The sequence below is a fragment of the Pseudomonas sp. S2_H10 genome (genome assembly GCF_054668285.1).
This window is the reverse complement of the sequence record NZ_CP162754.1, coordinates 2649784-2663822: the sequence shown is the minus strand read 5'-3', so window position 1 is coordinate 2663822 and position 14039 is coordinate 2649784. Positions and strand designations below refer to the sequence as shown.

14 protein-coding genes are annotated in these 14039 nt (G+C 61.5%); 6 read left to right on the top strand and 8 right to left on the bottom strand.

What is annotated here, in order from left to right; all coding sequences use genetic code 11:
- Nucleotide 1: 1 nt before the first annotated feature.
- Nucleotides 2–619 (bottom strand): lipoprotein insertase outer membrane protein LolB, encoded by a 618-nt coding sequence (gene lolB / locus AB4O16_RS11755; protein ID WP_160390424.1) that lies wholly within the window; start codon nt 617–619, stop codon nt 2–4.
- Between the two features lie 4 nt (nt 620–623).
- Nucleotides 624–2348, bottom strand: coding sequence for a tetratricopeptide repeat protein (locus AB4O16_RS11750; RefSeq protein WP_460157774.1), 1725 nt, complete (start codon nt 2346–2348; stop codon nt 624–626).
- Nucleotides 2349–2673: 325 nt separating this feature from the next.
- Here AB4O16_RS11750 and hemA point away from each other — a divergent pair, with 325 nt between their 5' ends.
- The 6 genes from hemA (at nt 2674) to AB4O16_RS11720 (ending at nt 8050) form a co-directional block, all read left to right on the top strand.
- A complete protein-coding gene (gene hemA, locus AB4O16_RS11745; RefSeq protein WP_160390422.1) occupies nt 2674–3963 on the top strand; it encodes a glutamyl-tRNA reductase in 1290 nt (429 codons plus the stop codon).
- Nucleotides 3960–5042 carry a peptide chain release factor 1 gene (gene prfA / locus AB4O16_RS11740; RefSeq protein ID WP_160390421.1) on the top strand — a complete coding sequence of 361 codons (1083 nt, stop codon included), beginning with the start codon at nt 3960–3962 and terminating at the stop codon, nt 5040–5042. Before hemA ends, prfA begins: the two co-directional genes overlap by 4 nt.
- Complete coding sequence (gene prmC / locus AB4O16_RS11735) at nt 5043–5873, top strand: peptide chain release factor N(5)-glutamine methyltransferase (protein ID WP_460157773.1); 831 nt, start codon at nt 5043–5045, stop codon at nt 5871–5873.
- Nucleotides 5867–6622 carry a molybdopterin-synthase adenylyltransferase MoeB gene (locus AB4O16_RS11730; RefSeq protein WP_160390419.1) on the top strand — a complete coding sequence of 252 codons (756 nt, stop codon included), beginning with the start codon at nt 5867–5869 and terminating at the stop codon, nt 6620–6622. Before prmC ends, AB4O16_RS11730 begins: the two co-directional genes overlap by 7 nt.
- Complete coding sequence (gene murI, locus AB4O16_RS11725) at nt 6615–7406, top strand: glutamate racemase (RefSeq protein WP_460157772.1); 792 nt, start codon at nt 6615–6617, stop codon at nt 7404–7406. Before AB4O16_RS11730 ends, murI begins: the two co-directional genes overlap by 8 nt.
- 125 nt (nt 7407–7531) lie before the next feature.
- On the top strand, nt 7532–8050 hold the full coding sequence (locus AB4O16_RS11720) for an acyloxyacyl hydrolase (protein WP_160390417.1): 519 nt from the start codon (nt 7532–7534) through the stop codon (nt 8048–8050).
- A gap of 69 nt (nt 8051–8119) precedes the next feature.
- On the opposite strand, the gene AB4O16_RS11715 is transcribed toward AB4O16_RS11720, so the two are convergent.
- The 6 genes from AB4O16_RS11715 to AB4O16_RS11690 all read right to left on the bottom strand — a co-directional run bounded on the left by AB4O16_RS11715 (nt 8120) and on the right by AB4O16_RS11690 (nt 13927).
- A complete protein-coding gene (locus tag AB4O16_RS11715; RefSeq protein WP_056726267.1) occupies nt 8120–8425 on the bottom strand; it encodes a YkgJ family cysteine cluster protein in 306 nt (101 codons plus the stop codon).
- A gap of 99 nt (nt 8426–8524) precedes the next feature.
- The gene (locus tag AB4O16_RS11710) at nt 8525–9307 is read right to left on the bottom strand and encodes an SDR family NAD(P)-dependent oxidoreductase (RefSeq protein ID WP_460157771.1); all 783 of its coding nucleotides are present in this window, start codon (nt 9305–9307) and stop codon (nt 8525–8527) included.
- Nucleotides 9308–9406: 99 nt separating this feature from the next.
- Nucleotides 9407–10864, bottom strand: a complete 1458-nt coding sequence (phrB, locus tag AB4O16_RS11705) for a deoxyribodipyrimidine photo-lyase (RefSeq protein WP_460157770.1) — start codon at nt 10862–10864, stop codon at nt 9407–9409.
- A 21-nt stretch (nt 10865–10885) separates the two neighbouring features.
- Nucleotides 10886–11827, bottom strand: a complete 942-nt coding sequence (locus tag AB4O16_RS11700) for a MerR family transcriptional regulator (RefSeq protein ID WP_160390414.1) — start codon at nt 11825–11827, stop codon at nt 10886–10888.
- Nucleotides 11827–12786, bottom strand: a complete 960-nt coding sequence (locus AB4O16_RS11695) for a YbgA family protein (protein WP_460157769.1) — start codon at nt 12784–12786, stop codon at nt 11827–11829. Before AB4O16_RS11695 ends, AB4O16_RS11700 begins: the two co-directional genes overlap by 1 nt.
- Before the next feature lie 154 nt (nt 12787–12940).
- Complete coding sequence (locus tag AB4O16_RS11690) at nt 12941–13927, bottom strand: NAD(P)/FAD-dependent oxidoreductase (RefSeq protein WP_160390412.1); 987 nt, start codon at nt 13925–13927, stop codon at nt 12941–12943.
- Nucleotides 13928–14039 lie beyond the last annotated feature (112 nt).

Here is a 14039-nt window from a genome sequence, read left to right as displayed (position 1 = left end):
GTCATTGCCCCAGTTTGCGTGGTTGCCAGACCTTGATCACCAGCGTGACATCGAGGTCGGTGCCGCTGAGCTTGATGCGCTCGGGCAGCCAGAAACCGTTTTGCTGGGTGTAGGCGGTGTAGTCGACCTTCCAGCCATCCTGTTCCAGGCTGGCCAGGCGGCTGTCGCCGTCGAGGGTCAGGCGACTTTTGCTGTCGGGAGCGGGAAGCCCGCGCACCCACCAGGCCAGGTTGGACACCGGCAGCTTCCAGCCCAGCTGTTCTTCGAGCAGCACTTCCGGGTTCGGCGCCTCGTAACGTCCCTGGTTGGCGACCTCCAGCGACACTTTGCCGGGGCGGCCGGTCAGGCGCGCCGCGCCACGGCCCAGCGGGCCGGACAGGCGAATGTCGTAGTAATCCTGGCGCTGCAACCAGAACAGCGTGCCGCTGCCCGAGTCTTTCGGGGCGCGGATGCCGATCTTGCCGTCGATTTGCCAGCCATCGAGGCCGGTCAGTTGCGCTTTGTGCTCGCGCCATTGGGCAGCGTTGCCGTGCCCCTCGACCGATTCGCGGGGACCCACGCCCGCGCAACCGGCGAGCAGGGCGATAAAACTGAAAACGATGAAATGGCGCAAAAGCATAATCTTAAAGAGTCTCTGATCCGGTCAGGCGTTTGATGGTGCCGCGCAGGGTCGGGCTGTCGGGTTGTTCCTTGAGGAACTTGCCCCAGACTTGCCTGGCTTCACGCTGTTTGCCGTTGGCCCACAGGACTTCGCCCAGGTGAGCGGCGACTTCCTGGTCGGGAAAACGATCCAGGGCCTGGCGCAGCAGGCGCTCGGCTTCGTCGAGATTGCCCATGCGGTAATTCACCCAGCCAAGGCTGTCGAGTACTGCCGGGTCTTCGGGGCTGATCTGGTGCGCCTGTTCGATCAGGGCCTTGGCTTCGGCGTAGCGTGTGGTGCGGTCGGACAGGGTGTAGCCGAGGGCATTCAACGCCATGGCATTGTCCGGGTCGCGCTTGATGATCATGCGCAGGTCTTTTTCCATCTGCGCCAGGTCATTGCGTTTTTCCGCCTGCATGGCGCGGGTGTAGAGCAGGTTCAAGTCGTCCGGGTATTGCTGCAAGGCTTGTTGCAGAACATTCCAGGCCTTGTCGCCCTGATTGTTGGCGGACAGGGTTTCGGCTTCGATCAGGTACAACTGGATGGCGTAATCCGGCTGTTCATCGCGCTCTGCCCCCAGCTTGCGTTGCGCTTCGGCGGTCCGGCCGTTGTTCATCAGGATGTCGGCCTGGCGCAATTGTGCCGGCAGGAAGTCAGTGCCCGGGCCAACCTTGGCGTATTCGATCAGCGCGCCTTGCGGGTCGTTCTGTTCTTCGGCGATTCGGCCCAGGTTCAGGTGCGCCGAGTCCACGTGGCTGTCCCGGGCGATCAGGTCTTCAAGATAACCCTTGGCCTCGTTCCAGGCCTTGGCTTCCAGGCAGACCAAGGCCAGGGAGTAGCGCAATTCGTCGTCTTCCGGGTATTGCTGAACCAGGCTCGAGAACTCGGCCTTGGCGTCGTCCATGCGGTCCTGCTCAACCAGCATCCGCGCATACGTCAGGCGCAGGCGTTTGTCGTCCGGGTACTTCTTGATGCTTTTTTGCAGCAGCGGCAAGGCCTCGTCACCGCGATCGAGGTTTTGCAGCAAGCGTGCACGCAGCAGGATCGGGGCAATTTCGCCGTCGTCCGGCGGATTGTCTTCCAGCAGTTTCAGCGCGCCTTTGGCGTCGCCATCCTGTTGCATCAGCAGTGCCTTGCCGAAAATCAGCTGGCTGTTGTTCGGATGCCGCTGCAACAAGCGGTCGAAGCTTTTCATCAAGCCGTTGCGGGTGTCCTGGTCGGTGTCGGCCGCAGACAGTGCAAGGAAGTCGAAATGGGTGTCGCCCTTGCGCAGCAGGACTTTCTCCATATAGACCATGGAGTCGTCATAGCGCCCGGCGCGTGCCAGTTGCACGGCGGCGGCACGTTGCGCTTCGAGGTCGTCGGGGGCGTTTTTGGCCCAGATCAGCGCGGTATCCAGGGCGGCCTGATCGGCACCCAGATATTCGGCGATACGGAATGCCCGCTCTGAGATGCCCGGGTCCTGGGTGTTGATGGCCTGGGTGACGTAGTTGTCCAGGGCAATGTCGAAACGATTGCGCTGGCCAGCCAGTTCGGCGCTCAACAGGCTGAAGACGGTTTCCTCGCTGAAGGAACTGTAGACCTTTGGCTTTTCAGGGGCCGGGGCGCTGTCTTCGACCGGCGGCGTACCGTCCGGGGACACGGGGGCCAAGGCCTGGCAGCCGCTGAGGAAGACAAAAGCGAGGAGCAACGCGGAAGATCTATTCATATAGGAAGAGGACGACTAACCTGCGGTCGGATCATCATGACACAAGCTTTCGGCCAAACATAACCGGCCCGGCATTTTCGCATGCACACGGTCCTTGTAGGAGCTGGCTTGCCAGCGATGGGCTGACTGGCGCCGCGTCTTTGCGGTAAAAACGCGTCATCGTTAACGACCATCGCTGGCAAGCCAGTTCCTACAGGGGTTGTGTTTAAACGAGAACCGCTCGCAACGTCGGCGCTGCCTACTGGCGCAATAGATATCGAGTAGTTGTTCTGATTCCGTCGAAGTAGGACAATTGCCGGCTTCACGTCACCATCAGCGACTTTGAATGGCCTTCCTTGCACTCGGTATTAACCACAAGACTGCTTCAGTAGACGTCCGCGAGCGCGTGGCTTTTACCCCTGAGCAGCTGGTTGAGGCCTTGCAGCAGCTCTGCCGACTCACCGACAGCCGCGAAGCTGCGATCCTCTCCACCTGCAATCGCAGTGAACTCTATATAGAACAGGATCACCTGTCGGCGGACGTCGTGCTGCGCTGGCTGGCCGAATATCATCATTTGAGCTACGACGAGCTGCGCGAAAGCGCCTATGTGCATGAAGATGATGCGGCAGTTCGTCACATGATGCGGGTGGCTTCCGGGCTCGACTCGCTGGTGTTGGGCGAGCCGCAGATTCTCGGCCAGATGAAATCGGCCTATGCCGTGGCCCGCGAGGCCGGCACCATCGGGCCGTTGCTCGGGCGGCTGTTCCAGGCCACGTTCAATGCGGCCAAGCAGGTGCGCACCGACACGGCCATCGGCGAGAATCCGGTGTCGGTGGCTTTTGCCGCAGTGAGCCTGGCCAAGCAGATTTTCAGCGACCTGCAGCGCAGCCAGGCCTTGTTGATCGGCGCCGGCGAGACCATCACCCTGGTCGCCCGGCACCTGCATGACCTCGGTGTAAAGCGCATCGTGGTCGCCAACCGGACACTGGAGCGCGCCAGCATCCTGGCCGAACAGTTCGGCGCCCATGCGGTGTTGCTGTCGGATATTCCGGCGGAGCTGGTACGCAGCGATATCGTCATCAGTTCCACCGCCAGCCAGTTGCCGATCCTGGGCAAGGGCGCGGTGGAAAGCGCCTTGAAACTGCGCAAGCACAAACCGATCTTCATGGTGGATATCGCCGTTCCGCGCGACATCGAGCCAGAAGTCGGTGAGTTGGACGACGTTTACCTCTATAGCGTCGACGATCTCCATGAAGTGGTCGCCGAGAACCTCAAGAGCCGCCAGGGCGCAGCCCAGGCCGCCGAAGAGATGGTCTCGGTCGGTGCCGAAGACTTCATGATCCGCCTGCGTGAATTGGCGGCGGTGGACGTGCTCAAGGCCTATCGTCAACAGAGCGAACGCCTGCGCGACGAAGAATTGCAAAAGGCCCAGCGCCTGCTGGCCAACGGCAGCAGTGCCGAAGAGGTGCTGGTGCAACTGGCTCGCGGGCTGACCAACAAACTGTTGCACGCACCGAGCGTGCAGTTGAAAAAGCTCTCTGCCGAAGGTCGCCTGGATGCGCTGGCGATGGCCCAGGAACTCTTTGCCCTCGGTGAGGGCCCATCGGATAGCTTTTCGGATAAAAAACCGCAATGAAAGCGTCACTGCTCAATAAGCTGGATATCCTCCAGGACCGTTTCGAGGAATTGACCGCCCTGCTGGGCGACGCCGAGGTCATTTCCGATCAGAACAAGTTCCGCACCTATTCCAAGGAATACGCGGAAGTTGAACCGATCGTGGGCGCCTATAAAGAACTGCTGAAAGTGCAGGATGACCTCGAAGGCGCCCAGGCGCTGCTCAAGGACAGCGACCCGGACATGCGTGAAATGGCCGTGGAAGAAGTCCGCGAGGCCAAGGAACGCCTGGTTACGCTCGAAGCCGACCTGCAGCGCATGTTGCTGCCCAAGGACCCGAACGACGGGCGCAACGTGTTCCTCGAGATCCGTGCCGGCACCGGCGGAGACGAGGCGGCGATTTTCTCCGGCGACCTGTTCCGCATGTATTCGCGTTACGCCGAGCGTCGTGGCTGGCGGGTGGAAATCCTCTCGGAAAACGAAGGTGAACACGGCGGCTATAAAGAGGTGATTGCCCGGGTCGAGGGCGACAACGTCTACGGCAAGCTGAAGTTCGAATCCGGCGCGCACCGCGTGCAGCGGGTTCCTGCGACCGAATCCCAGGGCCGTATCCACACGTCGGCCTGCACCGTGGCGGTATTGCCCGAGCCGGACGAACAGGAAGCCATCGAGATCAACCCGGCCGACCTGCGCGTCGATACCTATCGCTCCTCCGGCGCCGGTGGCCAGCACGTCAACAAGACCGACTCGGCGATCCGTATCACGCACTTGCCGTCCGGCATTGTGGTCGAGTGCCAGGAAGAACGTTCACAGCACAAGAACCGCGCCCGGGCGATGTCCTGGTTGTCGGCCAAGCTGAACGATCAACAGACCTCCGCCGCGGCCAACGCCATCGCCAGTGAACGCAAGCTGCTGGTCGGTTCCGGTGATCGCTCCGAGCGTATCCGCACGTATAACTTTGCCCAGGGCCGGGTCACCGACCACCGGGTCAACCTGACCTTGTATTCCCTCGACGAGATCCTCGCCGGCGGTGTCGATGCGGTGATCGAGCCGTTGTTGGCCGAGTATCAGGCCGATCAACTGGCGGCGATAGGTGAGTAAATGACGATCATTGCCAGTTTGTTGCGTGCCGCCGATCTACCCGATTCGCCGACGGCGCGTCTGGATGCCGAATTGCTGCTGGCGGCGGCGTTGGGCAAGTCCCGCAGCTTCCTGCACACCTGGCCGGAACGCATCGTGCCCAGCGAAGCGGCGCTGACCTTCGCCGAATATCTGCAACGCCGTCGCGGCGGTGAGCCGGTGGCCTATATCCTCGGCCAGCAAGGTTTCTGGAAGCTGGATCTGGAAGTCGCACCGCACACGCTGATCCCGCGTCCGGACACCGAACTGCTGGTGGAAGCCGCGCTGGAATTGTTGCCGGCCACACCGGCCAAAGTGCTCGATCTTGGCACTGGTAGCGGCGCGATTGCCCTGGCCCTGGCGAGCGAGCGTCCGGCCTGGAGCGTCACTGCCGTGGATCGGGTGCTGGAAGCCGTGGCCCTGGCCGAGCGCAATCGCCAGCGTCTGCACCTGAACAACGCCAAGGTACTGAGCAGTCATTGGTTCAGCGCCCTGGAAGGTCAGCGTTTTCAACTGATCATCAGCAATCCGCCCTATATCGCCGCGACCGATCCGCACCTGGTCGAGGGCGATGTGCGCTTCGAACCGGCCAGCGCGCTGGTGGCCGGTGTCGACGGGCTCGACGATCTGCGTTTGATCGTCGCCCAGGCGCCGGAGCATCTTGACGCCGGCGGCTGGCTGATGCTCGAGCATGGTTATGATCAGGCCGAGGCGGTTCGCGATCTGCTGCTGAGCCGCGGGTTTGAAGAAGTCCACAGCCGCACCGATCTGGGCGGTCACCAACGCATCAGTCTGGGGCGCCTGCCGTGCTGAATGATCAGGAGTTGCTGCGTTACAGTCGGCAGATTCTGCTGCAACACATCGATATCGATGGCCAGTTGCGGCTCAAGGACAGCCGCGTATTGATCGTCGGCCTCGGTGGTCTTGGTGCGCCGGTGGCGCTGTATCTGGCCGCCGCCGGGGTTGGCGAGATGCATCTGGCGGACTTCGATACGGTCGACCTGACCAACCTGCAACGCCAGATCATTCACGACACCGACAGCGTCGGCATGAGCAAGGTCGATTCGGCGCTCAAGCGTCTGACGGCGATCAATCCTGAAATTCAACTGATCGCCCATCGTGCGGCGCTGGACGAAGATTCCCTGGCTGCCGTCGTGGCCGGGGTGGATCTGGTGCTCGATTGCTCCGACAATTTTTCCACCCGTGAAGCGGTCAACGCCGCTTGCGTGGCGGCCGGCAAACCGCTGGTCAGCGGCGCGGCGATTCGCCTTGAGGGGCAATTGTCGGTGTTCGATCCGCGTCGCCCCGAGAGCCCGTGCTACCACTGTTTGTATGGGCACGGCAGCGAAGCCGAACTGACCTGCAGCGAGGCTGGTGTGGTCGGGCCGCTGGTGGGGCTGGTCGGCAGTCTGCAAGCGCTTGAAGCGCTGAAGTTGCTGGCCGGATTCGGTGAGCCGCTGGTGGGGCGCCTGTTGTTGATCGATGCCTTGGGCACGCGCTTCCGTGAGTTGCGGGTCAAGCGCGATCCGGGTTGCAGCGTCTGTGGGTCGAAACATGCGTGAAGCGCCGATTGGCGTGTTCGACTCCGGTGTCGGCGGGCTCTCGGTACTGGCCGAGATCCAGCACTTGCTGCCCAATGAAACACTGATGTACGTCGCCGATTGCGGCAATATTCCCTATGGCGAGAAAACCCCGGAGTTTATCCGCCAGCGTTGCAGCGTGATGGCCGACTTCTTTCAGCAGCAGGGCGCCAAGGCCCTGGTGCTGGCCTGCAACACGGCGACGGTGGCCGGCGTCGCCGACTTGCGCCGCGATTATCCCGAATGGCCCATCGTCGGCATGGAGCCGGCGGTCAAGCCGGCGGCCGCCGCGACCCGCTCCGGCGTGGTCGGGGTGCTGGCCACCACCGGCACCTTGCAGAGCGCCAAGTTCGCCGCGTTGCTCGACCGTTTCGCCACGGACGTGAAAGTGATCACCCAGCCCTGTCCCGGGTTGGTGGAGCTGATTGAAAACGGCGATCTGCGCAGCCCCGAGCTGCGTCAGCTGTTGGCCGGGTATGTCGCGCCGCTGCTGGCCGCCGGCGCGGACACCCTGATTCTCGGCTGTACCCATTACCCCTTTCTCAAGCCGATGCTGCGGCAGATGATCCCCGAGAGCATCAGCCTCATCGACACCGGTGCCGCCGTGGCGCGCCAACTGCAGCGACTTTTGGCCGAAGGCGAACTGCTCGCCGAGGGACCGGCCCGTGAAGCGCAGTTCTGGACCAGCGCCGACCCGCTTCATTTCAGAAATATCTTGCCGATACTGTGGAATACGTCCGGCATTGTGCGAAGCTTCAACAGGTAGGAAGGCGCCCAGGGGGGGAGTACGAAAATTCGGGTGAACTTCTGATTAATCGCTGACTTCTATAGTTTTGCAGGGCTTGGCAACAAAAAAAACCATACGAAATCGTTCGGAAAAGGAAGTTTCTAGTGAAGCGACTATTCTGCTTGGCCGCGATTGCGGCCGCACTAATGGGGCACACTTTTACCGCGCAGGCGGCAGGTGTGGAATTCTCGGTCGGTCAGACCAGCGATTCGACCATGACGTATCGACTGGGCATGCAATTCGCTTGGGACCAGAGCTGGTGGCAGACCGATGTGGGTCGTCTGACAGGTTACTGGGATGGTGCCTACACCTATTGGGAAGGTGACGAGAAATCCAGTAACCACAGCCTGTCGTTCTCGCCCGTGCTTGTTTATGAATTTGCCGGCCAGAACGTCAAGCCCTACGTCGAGTTCGGGATTGGTGTGGCGGGGTTTGCCAGCACCGAAATCGAAAGCAACGATCTGGGCAGCGCCTTCCAGTTCGAAGACCGCCTGGGTTTCGGCCTGCGCTTTGCCGGCGGACATGAGGTCGGGATTCGCGCGACGCACTATTCCAACGCCGGGATCACCACTCCGAACGATGGTGTAGAAAGTTACGCATTGCATTACACGATGCCGTTGTAAGACTCAACGCTGTACTAAATGTGGGAGCGAGCAGGCTCGCTCCCACATTGGTATTGGGACAACTTCAAACTAGCGATACGCCGTCGAAATCCCCTGGCGTTCTTCGATGCATTCCGGTGCACCCATCTCGAACTCCCGGCAGATCAGCGGGCGTTTTTCGTAGATGGTGCACATCATCGTGTTGCGATCCAGTGCGGCACACCAGCCGTCGTCCAGGCGCAGCATGACTTCCCCGCCCCAGTCATCTGTATCGATAAACCGTTCAGGCACGCCCGTGTCGGTGATCAACATGACTTCGAGCTGGCAGCAGCAGGCTGCGCAGGTCGAGCACGTGACCGCGGGCTCCGCGATTTGCGTATGGGGGATGGTTTTCATGGCGCGCAGTGTAAGGCAGTCACCGGGTGCTGTGTGAAAGGTCGGACGGACGCTCAAGTATCGGAGCGTCCGGGAGGGCGCTGCCGATGATGACGATTTTCACAGTTGATCCTTGCTCGGTGGCTGGCTGCGCACCATGGGTTTGCCAATCTCCAGTTTCACTTGTTCCGGCTGTTTGGCGAGCGGCCAGAGGGTGGCCATGAAGGCTGCCGGGAGCGCGATTTCCAGCGGGCGATCCTTGAGTTTTTCGAAGATGTACCGTGCGGCTTTCTCCACCGGCCAGCTCAACGGCATGGAGAAGTCGTCTTTTGCCATCGGTGGCGTCTCGACAAAGCCTGGGCTGATCACCGTGACTTCCATATCTTCGGGAGCCAGGTCGATGCGCAGGGACTCGAACAGATAACGCAGCCCGGTCCTCGAGGCGCCAAAGGCTTCTGTCTTGGGCAGCGGCAGGTAAGTCAGCGTGCTGGCCATGGCGACCATATGCGGCGCAGTGCCGGCACGCAGCAAAGGCAGGGCGGCGTCGATGCAATAGCTGCTGGCCAACAGGTTGGTGCGCAACACATGCTCGACAATCGACGTATCGAACTGCTTGGGGTCCACATATTCGCTGGTGCCGGCGTTGAGTATCACTGTGTCCAGCGAGCCCCAGTCCTCGGCGATCTGCTCGCCGATCTCGCGCACGGTCTGGCTGTTGGTCAGGTCCCCGGCGACCACCATCACCTGTCCCGGATAACGGAGCGACAAGTCGTTCAGTGGTGCCACCGTGCGTGAACTGACGGCCAGGTGCGCACCGGTTTTCAGGATTTCTTCGGCCATGGCGGCACCGATGCCGCTACCGGCGCCGGTCAGCCAGTATCGTCGCGCGGGTGTACGGCTCATCCCAATCTCCTTTTTGGCCAGACAAATGCCCGGTCCGCGAAATATTGCAGGTTATCCTTGTCGTGCGCCATGACCCAGCGGGCCAGTTGCTGCAGGACACTATTCATAGGCACTCCCGGCCGGTTCGGCAGGCAGTCGCCGTGATGGCAGATTCTTGAACGCGGTCAAGGCGCGTGTACGTGAAGCACTCAGGTCGACGATCGGTGACGGGTAATCCACAACACCGAAAAGGCCGCCGAGGTTGGCGGGGTTGTGCACCTCTTTTTTGTTCAGCCTGGCCAGTTCCGGCAGCCATTGCTTGATGAACAGGCCTTCGGGGTCGAATTTTTCCGACTGGCTCAACGGGTTGAAAATCCGGAAGTAGGGCGCCGAGTCGGTGCCGGTGGAGGAGCTCCATTGCCAGCCACCGTTATTCGCCGCCAGATCGCCATCGATCAGGTGGCGCATGAAAAAACGTTCGCCTTCGCGCCAGTCGATCAGCAGGTTCTTGGTCAGGAACATCGCCACCACCATGCGCAGGCGATTGTGCATCCAGCCGGTAGCCAAGAGTTGACGCATGGCGGCGTCGATGATCGGCAAACCGGTGCGCGCCTGTTGCCAGGCGGCCAGTTCTGCGGGGGCATCGCGCCAGGCCAGCGCTTCGGTTTCCGGGCGAAATGCGCGGTGCCGGGACACCCGTGGGTAGCCCACCAGGATGTGTTTGTAGAACTCGCGCCACAGCAGTTCGTTGATCCAGGTGACGGCGCCGGAGTTGCCGCTTTCGAATTCACCCTGATTGCTGTTCAAGGCGGCGTGCAGGCATTGACGCGGGGAAATCACCCCGGCGGCGAGATAGGCCGAAAGCACACTGGTGCCGGGTTTCGCCGGGAAATCGCGTTCGCTTTGATAGTGCTCGATCTGCGCATCGGCAAAACGCTCGAGACGATACCGGGCTTCGGTTTCGCCCGCCGGCCATAGGGCGCGCAAGCTGTCGGCGGGCGATGCGAACCCCTCGATACTCGTGGGGATCGCATCGCTGGCAATGTTCAGTGGCGCTTGTTTGTGCGGCGCACGGACCAGGCCGGGCAGCGAGTGATGCAGTCGTTCGTAGCAGACCTTGCGAAACTGGCTGAAGACCTGAAAGTAAGTGCCGGTGCGGGTCAGCACGCTCCCGGGCCTGAACAGCAGTTGATCGAGGTAGCGGCGAACCTCGATGCCTTCGGCCCCGAGCGTCCGGGTGACCGCTGCATCGCGACGGGATTCATGGATGCCGTACTCATCGTTAAGGTACAGCGCGTCGACTTGCAGCTGTCGGCACAGGTCCAGCAATTCGCCTGGCGCGTCATCCCAGCGCGGTGCCCGGCGGATCAGCAGCGGAATGTTCAATTGACCCAGTTCGTGGCTCAATTCGCGCAGGTTACGCAGCCAGAAGTCCACTTTGCAGGGCGCGTCGTCGTGTTCCAGCCATTGTTCCGGGCTCAGCAGATAAACCGCCACGCACGGGCCGCGAGCCGCAGCAGCCGAGAGGGCGGTGTTGTCATGTAGACGCAAGTCGCTGCGCAGCCAGATCAATTGCATTTTGGTATCCACGCGATTCATTTAAATCAGCCCTCGCTGAACGAGTGCCTGGTGTGCCGACAATGGATCGGCGGCCAGGTACAAATCAGCGATCTGGGTAGTGCTTACGGACAACTCGGCGTGGTGGATGCACACCGTTGGTCCGGCAATCATTTTTGGGCAACCGACGCCTTTGAAAAGTTTCGGCAGTTGCGCCAGGTTCATGGCCTTGCTGGAGTACAGCAAAACAGCGCGGGGTCGCAGCAGCTCGACCGCCAATGCAAGTTCACCCACAGGCAGCGGCCCGTCGAAGACTTCCACCGGGCAATCGGTGCTGCTGATCAGCCAGGCCGTGAGCCACAGATGCGGTTCCACGGGCAAGTCCGAGTGGTTGATCAGCAGCAGCGGCGCGGTGCGCAACTGACGATTGTTATGGTAGATGCGTGCGCCGAATTTGCTGCGCAGCCAGGCACAAAAAAACACGCGCTCCATCTGTGCACCGAACTGGCCTTGCCAGCGTTGTTCCTGAGCGGCCAGCAAGGGCATCAGCAATTGCTCGCACAGGGTTCGCGGCGGATACAACGCCATCGCCTGATTGACGTTGTCATCCAGGGTTCGCTCCTGCAATCCGCTCACCGCCTGCAGCAGTGTTTGCAGCAAGGCGTGCCAATCGTTGTCGACGCAATCGCTGAAGGCTTGCGGCGTGTCGAGCAATTGCTTGACCTGGCTGACGGCAACGCCCCGGTTGAGCCAGGTGAGGATGGTCTGGATGCGCTCTACATGCTCGGCAGAGAACAACCGATGCCCCTTGGGTGTGCGATGCGGCACGATCAGACCGTAGCGCCGCTCCCAGGCGCGCAAGGTCACGGCATTGACCCCGGTTTGCCGCGCCACTTCGCGGATCGGCAGCCAGCCTTCCTCCAGCGCCTTTTTAAAGTCGTCGCCGAGATCTTCGCGGGCGCTGGTGTCGAGTGCATTTTTCATTAGATAGCGTTTCGCAGGCTGAGGTTTTCCGGGTGCGGCTGCAGGTAGACCTGCTGTGCGATGTACGGATCGGGGTGTTGGCGCAAGTGATGCTTGAGCAGTGTCAGCGGCACCACCAGCGGGACGATGCCCCGGCGGTACTGGCTGATCACCTCTTGCATTTCCTGTTTGTCTTCGCCGCTGATGGCCTGTTTCAGGTAGCCACTGAGGTGGTGCAGGACATTGGTGTGGGTGCCGCGGGTGGCGCACTTTTTCAGCGCCGCCATCAGTTCGCTGAAGTAGCGGGGGCCCAGTTCCTGCGGATCGGTTTTGCCCATGTTGCCCAGCAGGTTGCCCAGGGTTTTGTACTGCACCGGGTTGTGGGCCATCAGCAGGTATTTGTAGCGCGAGTGAAAGTCCGTGAGACCGCGCCGGGTCATGCCCGCCTGGCGCAGTTGCTGCCAGGCGCTGTAGGCGAACACACGGGTGAGGAAATTTTCCCGCAGCACCGGATCGTTGAGCCGGCCGTCTTCCTCCACCGGCAAGTCCGGGTGCAGCAGGCAGAAGGCCCGGGCGTAGATGCCGCGCCCGTCTCTGTCCGCTCGTGTGCCGTTGGTGTGGTAGACCTTGACCCGCTCCAGGCCGCAGGACGGGGAATTTTGCATGAAGATGTAGCCGCAGATATCCCCCAACTGTGCTGCCATGTCCCGGCCGTAGGTGTTCAGTTGTTGTGTCACGTTAAGGCTGTGATCGAGGGTGCCCACGGCTTCGGGTTGATCCGCGCTGCCCACCAGCCGAATCGGTTGGCGGGGCACGCCAAGGCCGATGGCCACTTCAGGGCAGACCGGGATGAAGTCGAAGTAGTCAGTGAGGGTGCGGCTGCACAACCGCGATTCCTTGTGCCCGCCGTTGTAACGCACGTCGAGACCCATCAGGCAGGCGCTGATGGCTATTTTCGGTTTGGCGGGAGAGTGGAGCATCGGAACACCTCGAATCTGGACCTGTACAAGCCGTCTGGTTTGTACAAGATAACTTCATCATAGATTCGAAGTTGTACAAGTCAAATTTTATGTATAGGTTTTTCGGCGGGCTGCTGTCCATGGCGACAGCAGCGATTTGCTCGGGTCGATGCCTTTACTGCAGGTGTTCATGCAAGCGACGAGCGGCTTCCTGACCGCTGAGCCAGGCCCCTTCGACGCGTCCGGACAGGCACCAGTCACCACAGGCGTACAACCCCAGGTCGGCATCGGCCAGGGTGCCCCATTCGTGACTGCTGGCGGGGCGAGCGTAGAGCCAGCGGTGGGCGAGGCTGAAGGTGGGGGCGGGCATGGAATCGTGCAACAGCTCGGCGAAGGCGCCATGCAACTGTTCGATCACCGCTTCCTTGGACAAGTCGATGTGCTGGCGGCTCCAGGCGCTGGTGGCGTGCAGCACCCAGGTATCGAGGGTGTTGTCGCGCCCGGGTTTGCTGCGGTTGCGGGCCAGCCAGTCGAGTGGGCTGTCCTGCACGAAGCAGCCTTCCATGGGGGTTTCGAGCGGTGTTTCAAAGGCCAGGGCGATGGCCCAGGTCGGGTCCATTTTCACCCCGGCCGCGGCGCCGGCGAGTTTCGGTGCCGATGCCAGCAAAGCCGTGGCCTGTGGGGCCGGCGTGGCGATGACCACGTGACTGAAGGGGCCGTGGGTGAAGCCCTCGGCGTCCTGCAGATGCCAGTGCTCTTCACCGCGATAGACCTCGGTGATCCGGCAGGCGAAATGCACTTCAAGGTCACCGAGCAAGGCGCGGGTAATGGCGCTCATGCGGGGCGTGCCGACCCAGCGGGTCTGCTCGTCCGGCGACAGGTTGAGCTGGCCGCCATGGTAGGTGTACAGCTGCGGCGTCCACTCGGCGACCCAGCCTCTGGCCTGCCAGCGCTGGACTTCGGTGACAAAGCGGCGGTCGCGGGCGGTGAAATATTGCGCGCCCATGTCCAGAGCCCCCGCATCGCTGCGTTTGCTCGACATGCGACCGCCGCTGCCACGGCTTTTATCGAAAAGTTGAACCACGTGCCCGAGGTCGGTCAGGGCCTGGGCGGCGGAGAGTCCGGCGATGCCGGTGCCGATGATTGCGATAGGTACAGTCATAGGGGCCTCGTTTACCTTTCTGTACAGACTACGCCGGGGTTCAAACCTGTACAATATTGTTTTTTGGTATAACTTTTAGCGTTCTCGATCTGACAGCTTGGCCTATTGTTAA

Bases quoted from the DNA above. Each gene is read 5' to 3' on its own strand.
- phrB (WP_460157770.1), bottom strand. From the start codon at position 10,864: ATGCAATTGATCTGGCTGCGCAGCGACTTGCGTCTACATGACAACACC.
- prmC (WP_460157773.1), top strand. From the start codon at position 5,043: ATGACGATCATTGCCAGTTTGTTGCGTGCCGCCGATCTACCCGATTCG.
- AB4O16_RS11695 (WP_460157769.1), bottom strand. From the start codon at position 12,786: ATGCTCCACTCTCCCGCCAAACCGAAAATAGCCATCAGCGCCTGCCTG.
- AB4O16_RS11715 (WP_056726267.1), bottom strand. From the start codon at position 8,425: ATGAAAACCATCCCCCATACGCAAATCGCGGAGCCCGCGGTCACGTGC.
- AB4O16_RS11690 (WP_160390412.1), bottom strand. From the start codon at position 13,927: ATGACTGTACCTATCGCAATCATCGGCACCGGCATCGCCGGACTCTCC.
- hemA (WP_160390422.1), top strand. From the start codon at position 2,674: ATGGCCTTCCTTGCACTCGGTATTAACCACAAGACTGCTTCAGTAGAC.
- AB4O16_RS11750 (WP_460157774.1), bottom strand. From the start codon at position 2,348: ATGAATAGATCTTCCGCGTTGCTCCTCGCTTTTGTCTTCCTCAGCGGC.
- murI (WP_460157772.1), top strand. From the start codon at position 6,615: ATGCGTGAAGCGCCGATTGGCGTGTTCGACTCCGGTGTCGGCGGGCTC.
- AB4O16_RS11710 (WP_460157771.1), bottom strand. From the start codon at position 9,307: ATGAGCCGTACACCCGCGCGACGATACTGGCTGACCGGCGCCGGTAGC.
- AB4O16_RS11700 (WP_160390414.1), bottom strand. From the start codon at position 11,827: ATGAAAAATGCACTCGACACCAGCGCCCGCGAAGATCTCGGCGACGAC.
- lolB (WP_160390424.1), bottom strand. From the start codon at position 619: ATGCTTTTGCGCCATTTCATCGTTTTCAGTTTTATCGCCCTGCTCGCC.
- prfA (WP_160390421.1), top strand. From the start codon at position 3,960: ATGAAAGCGTCACTGCTCAATAAGCTGGATATCCTCCAGGACCGTTTC.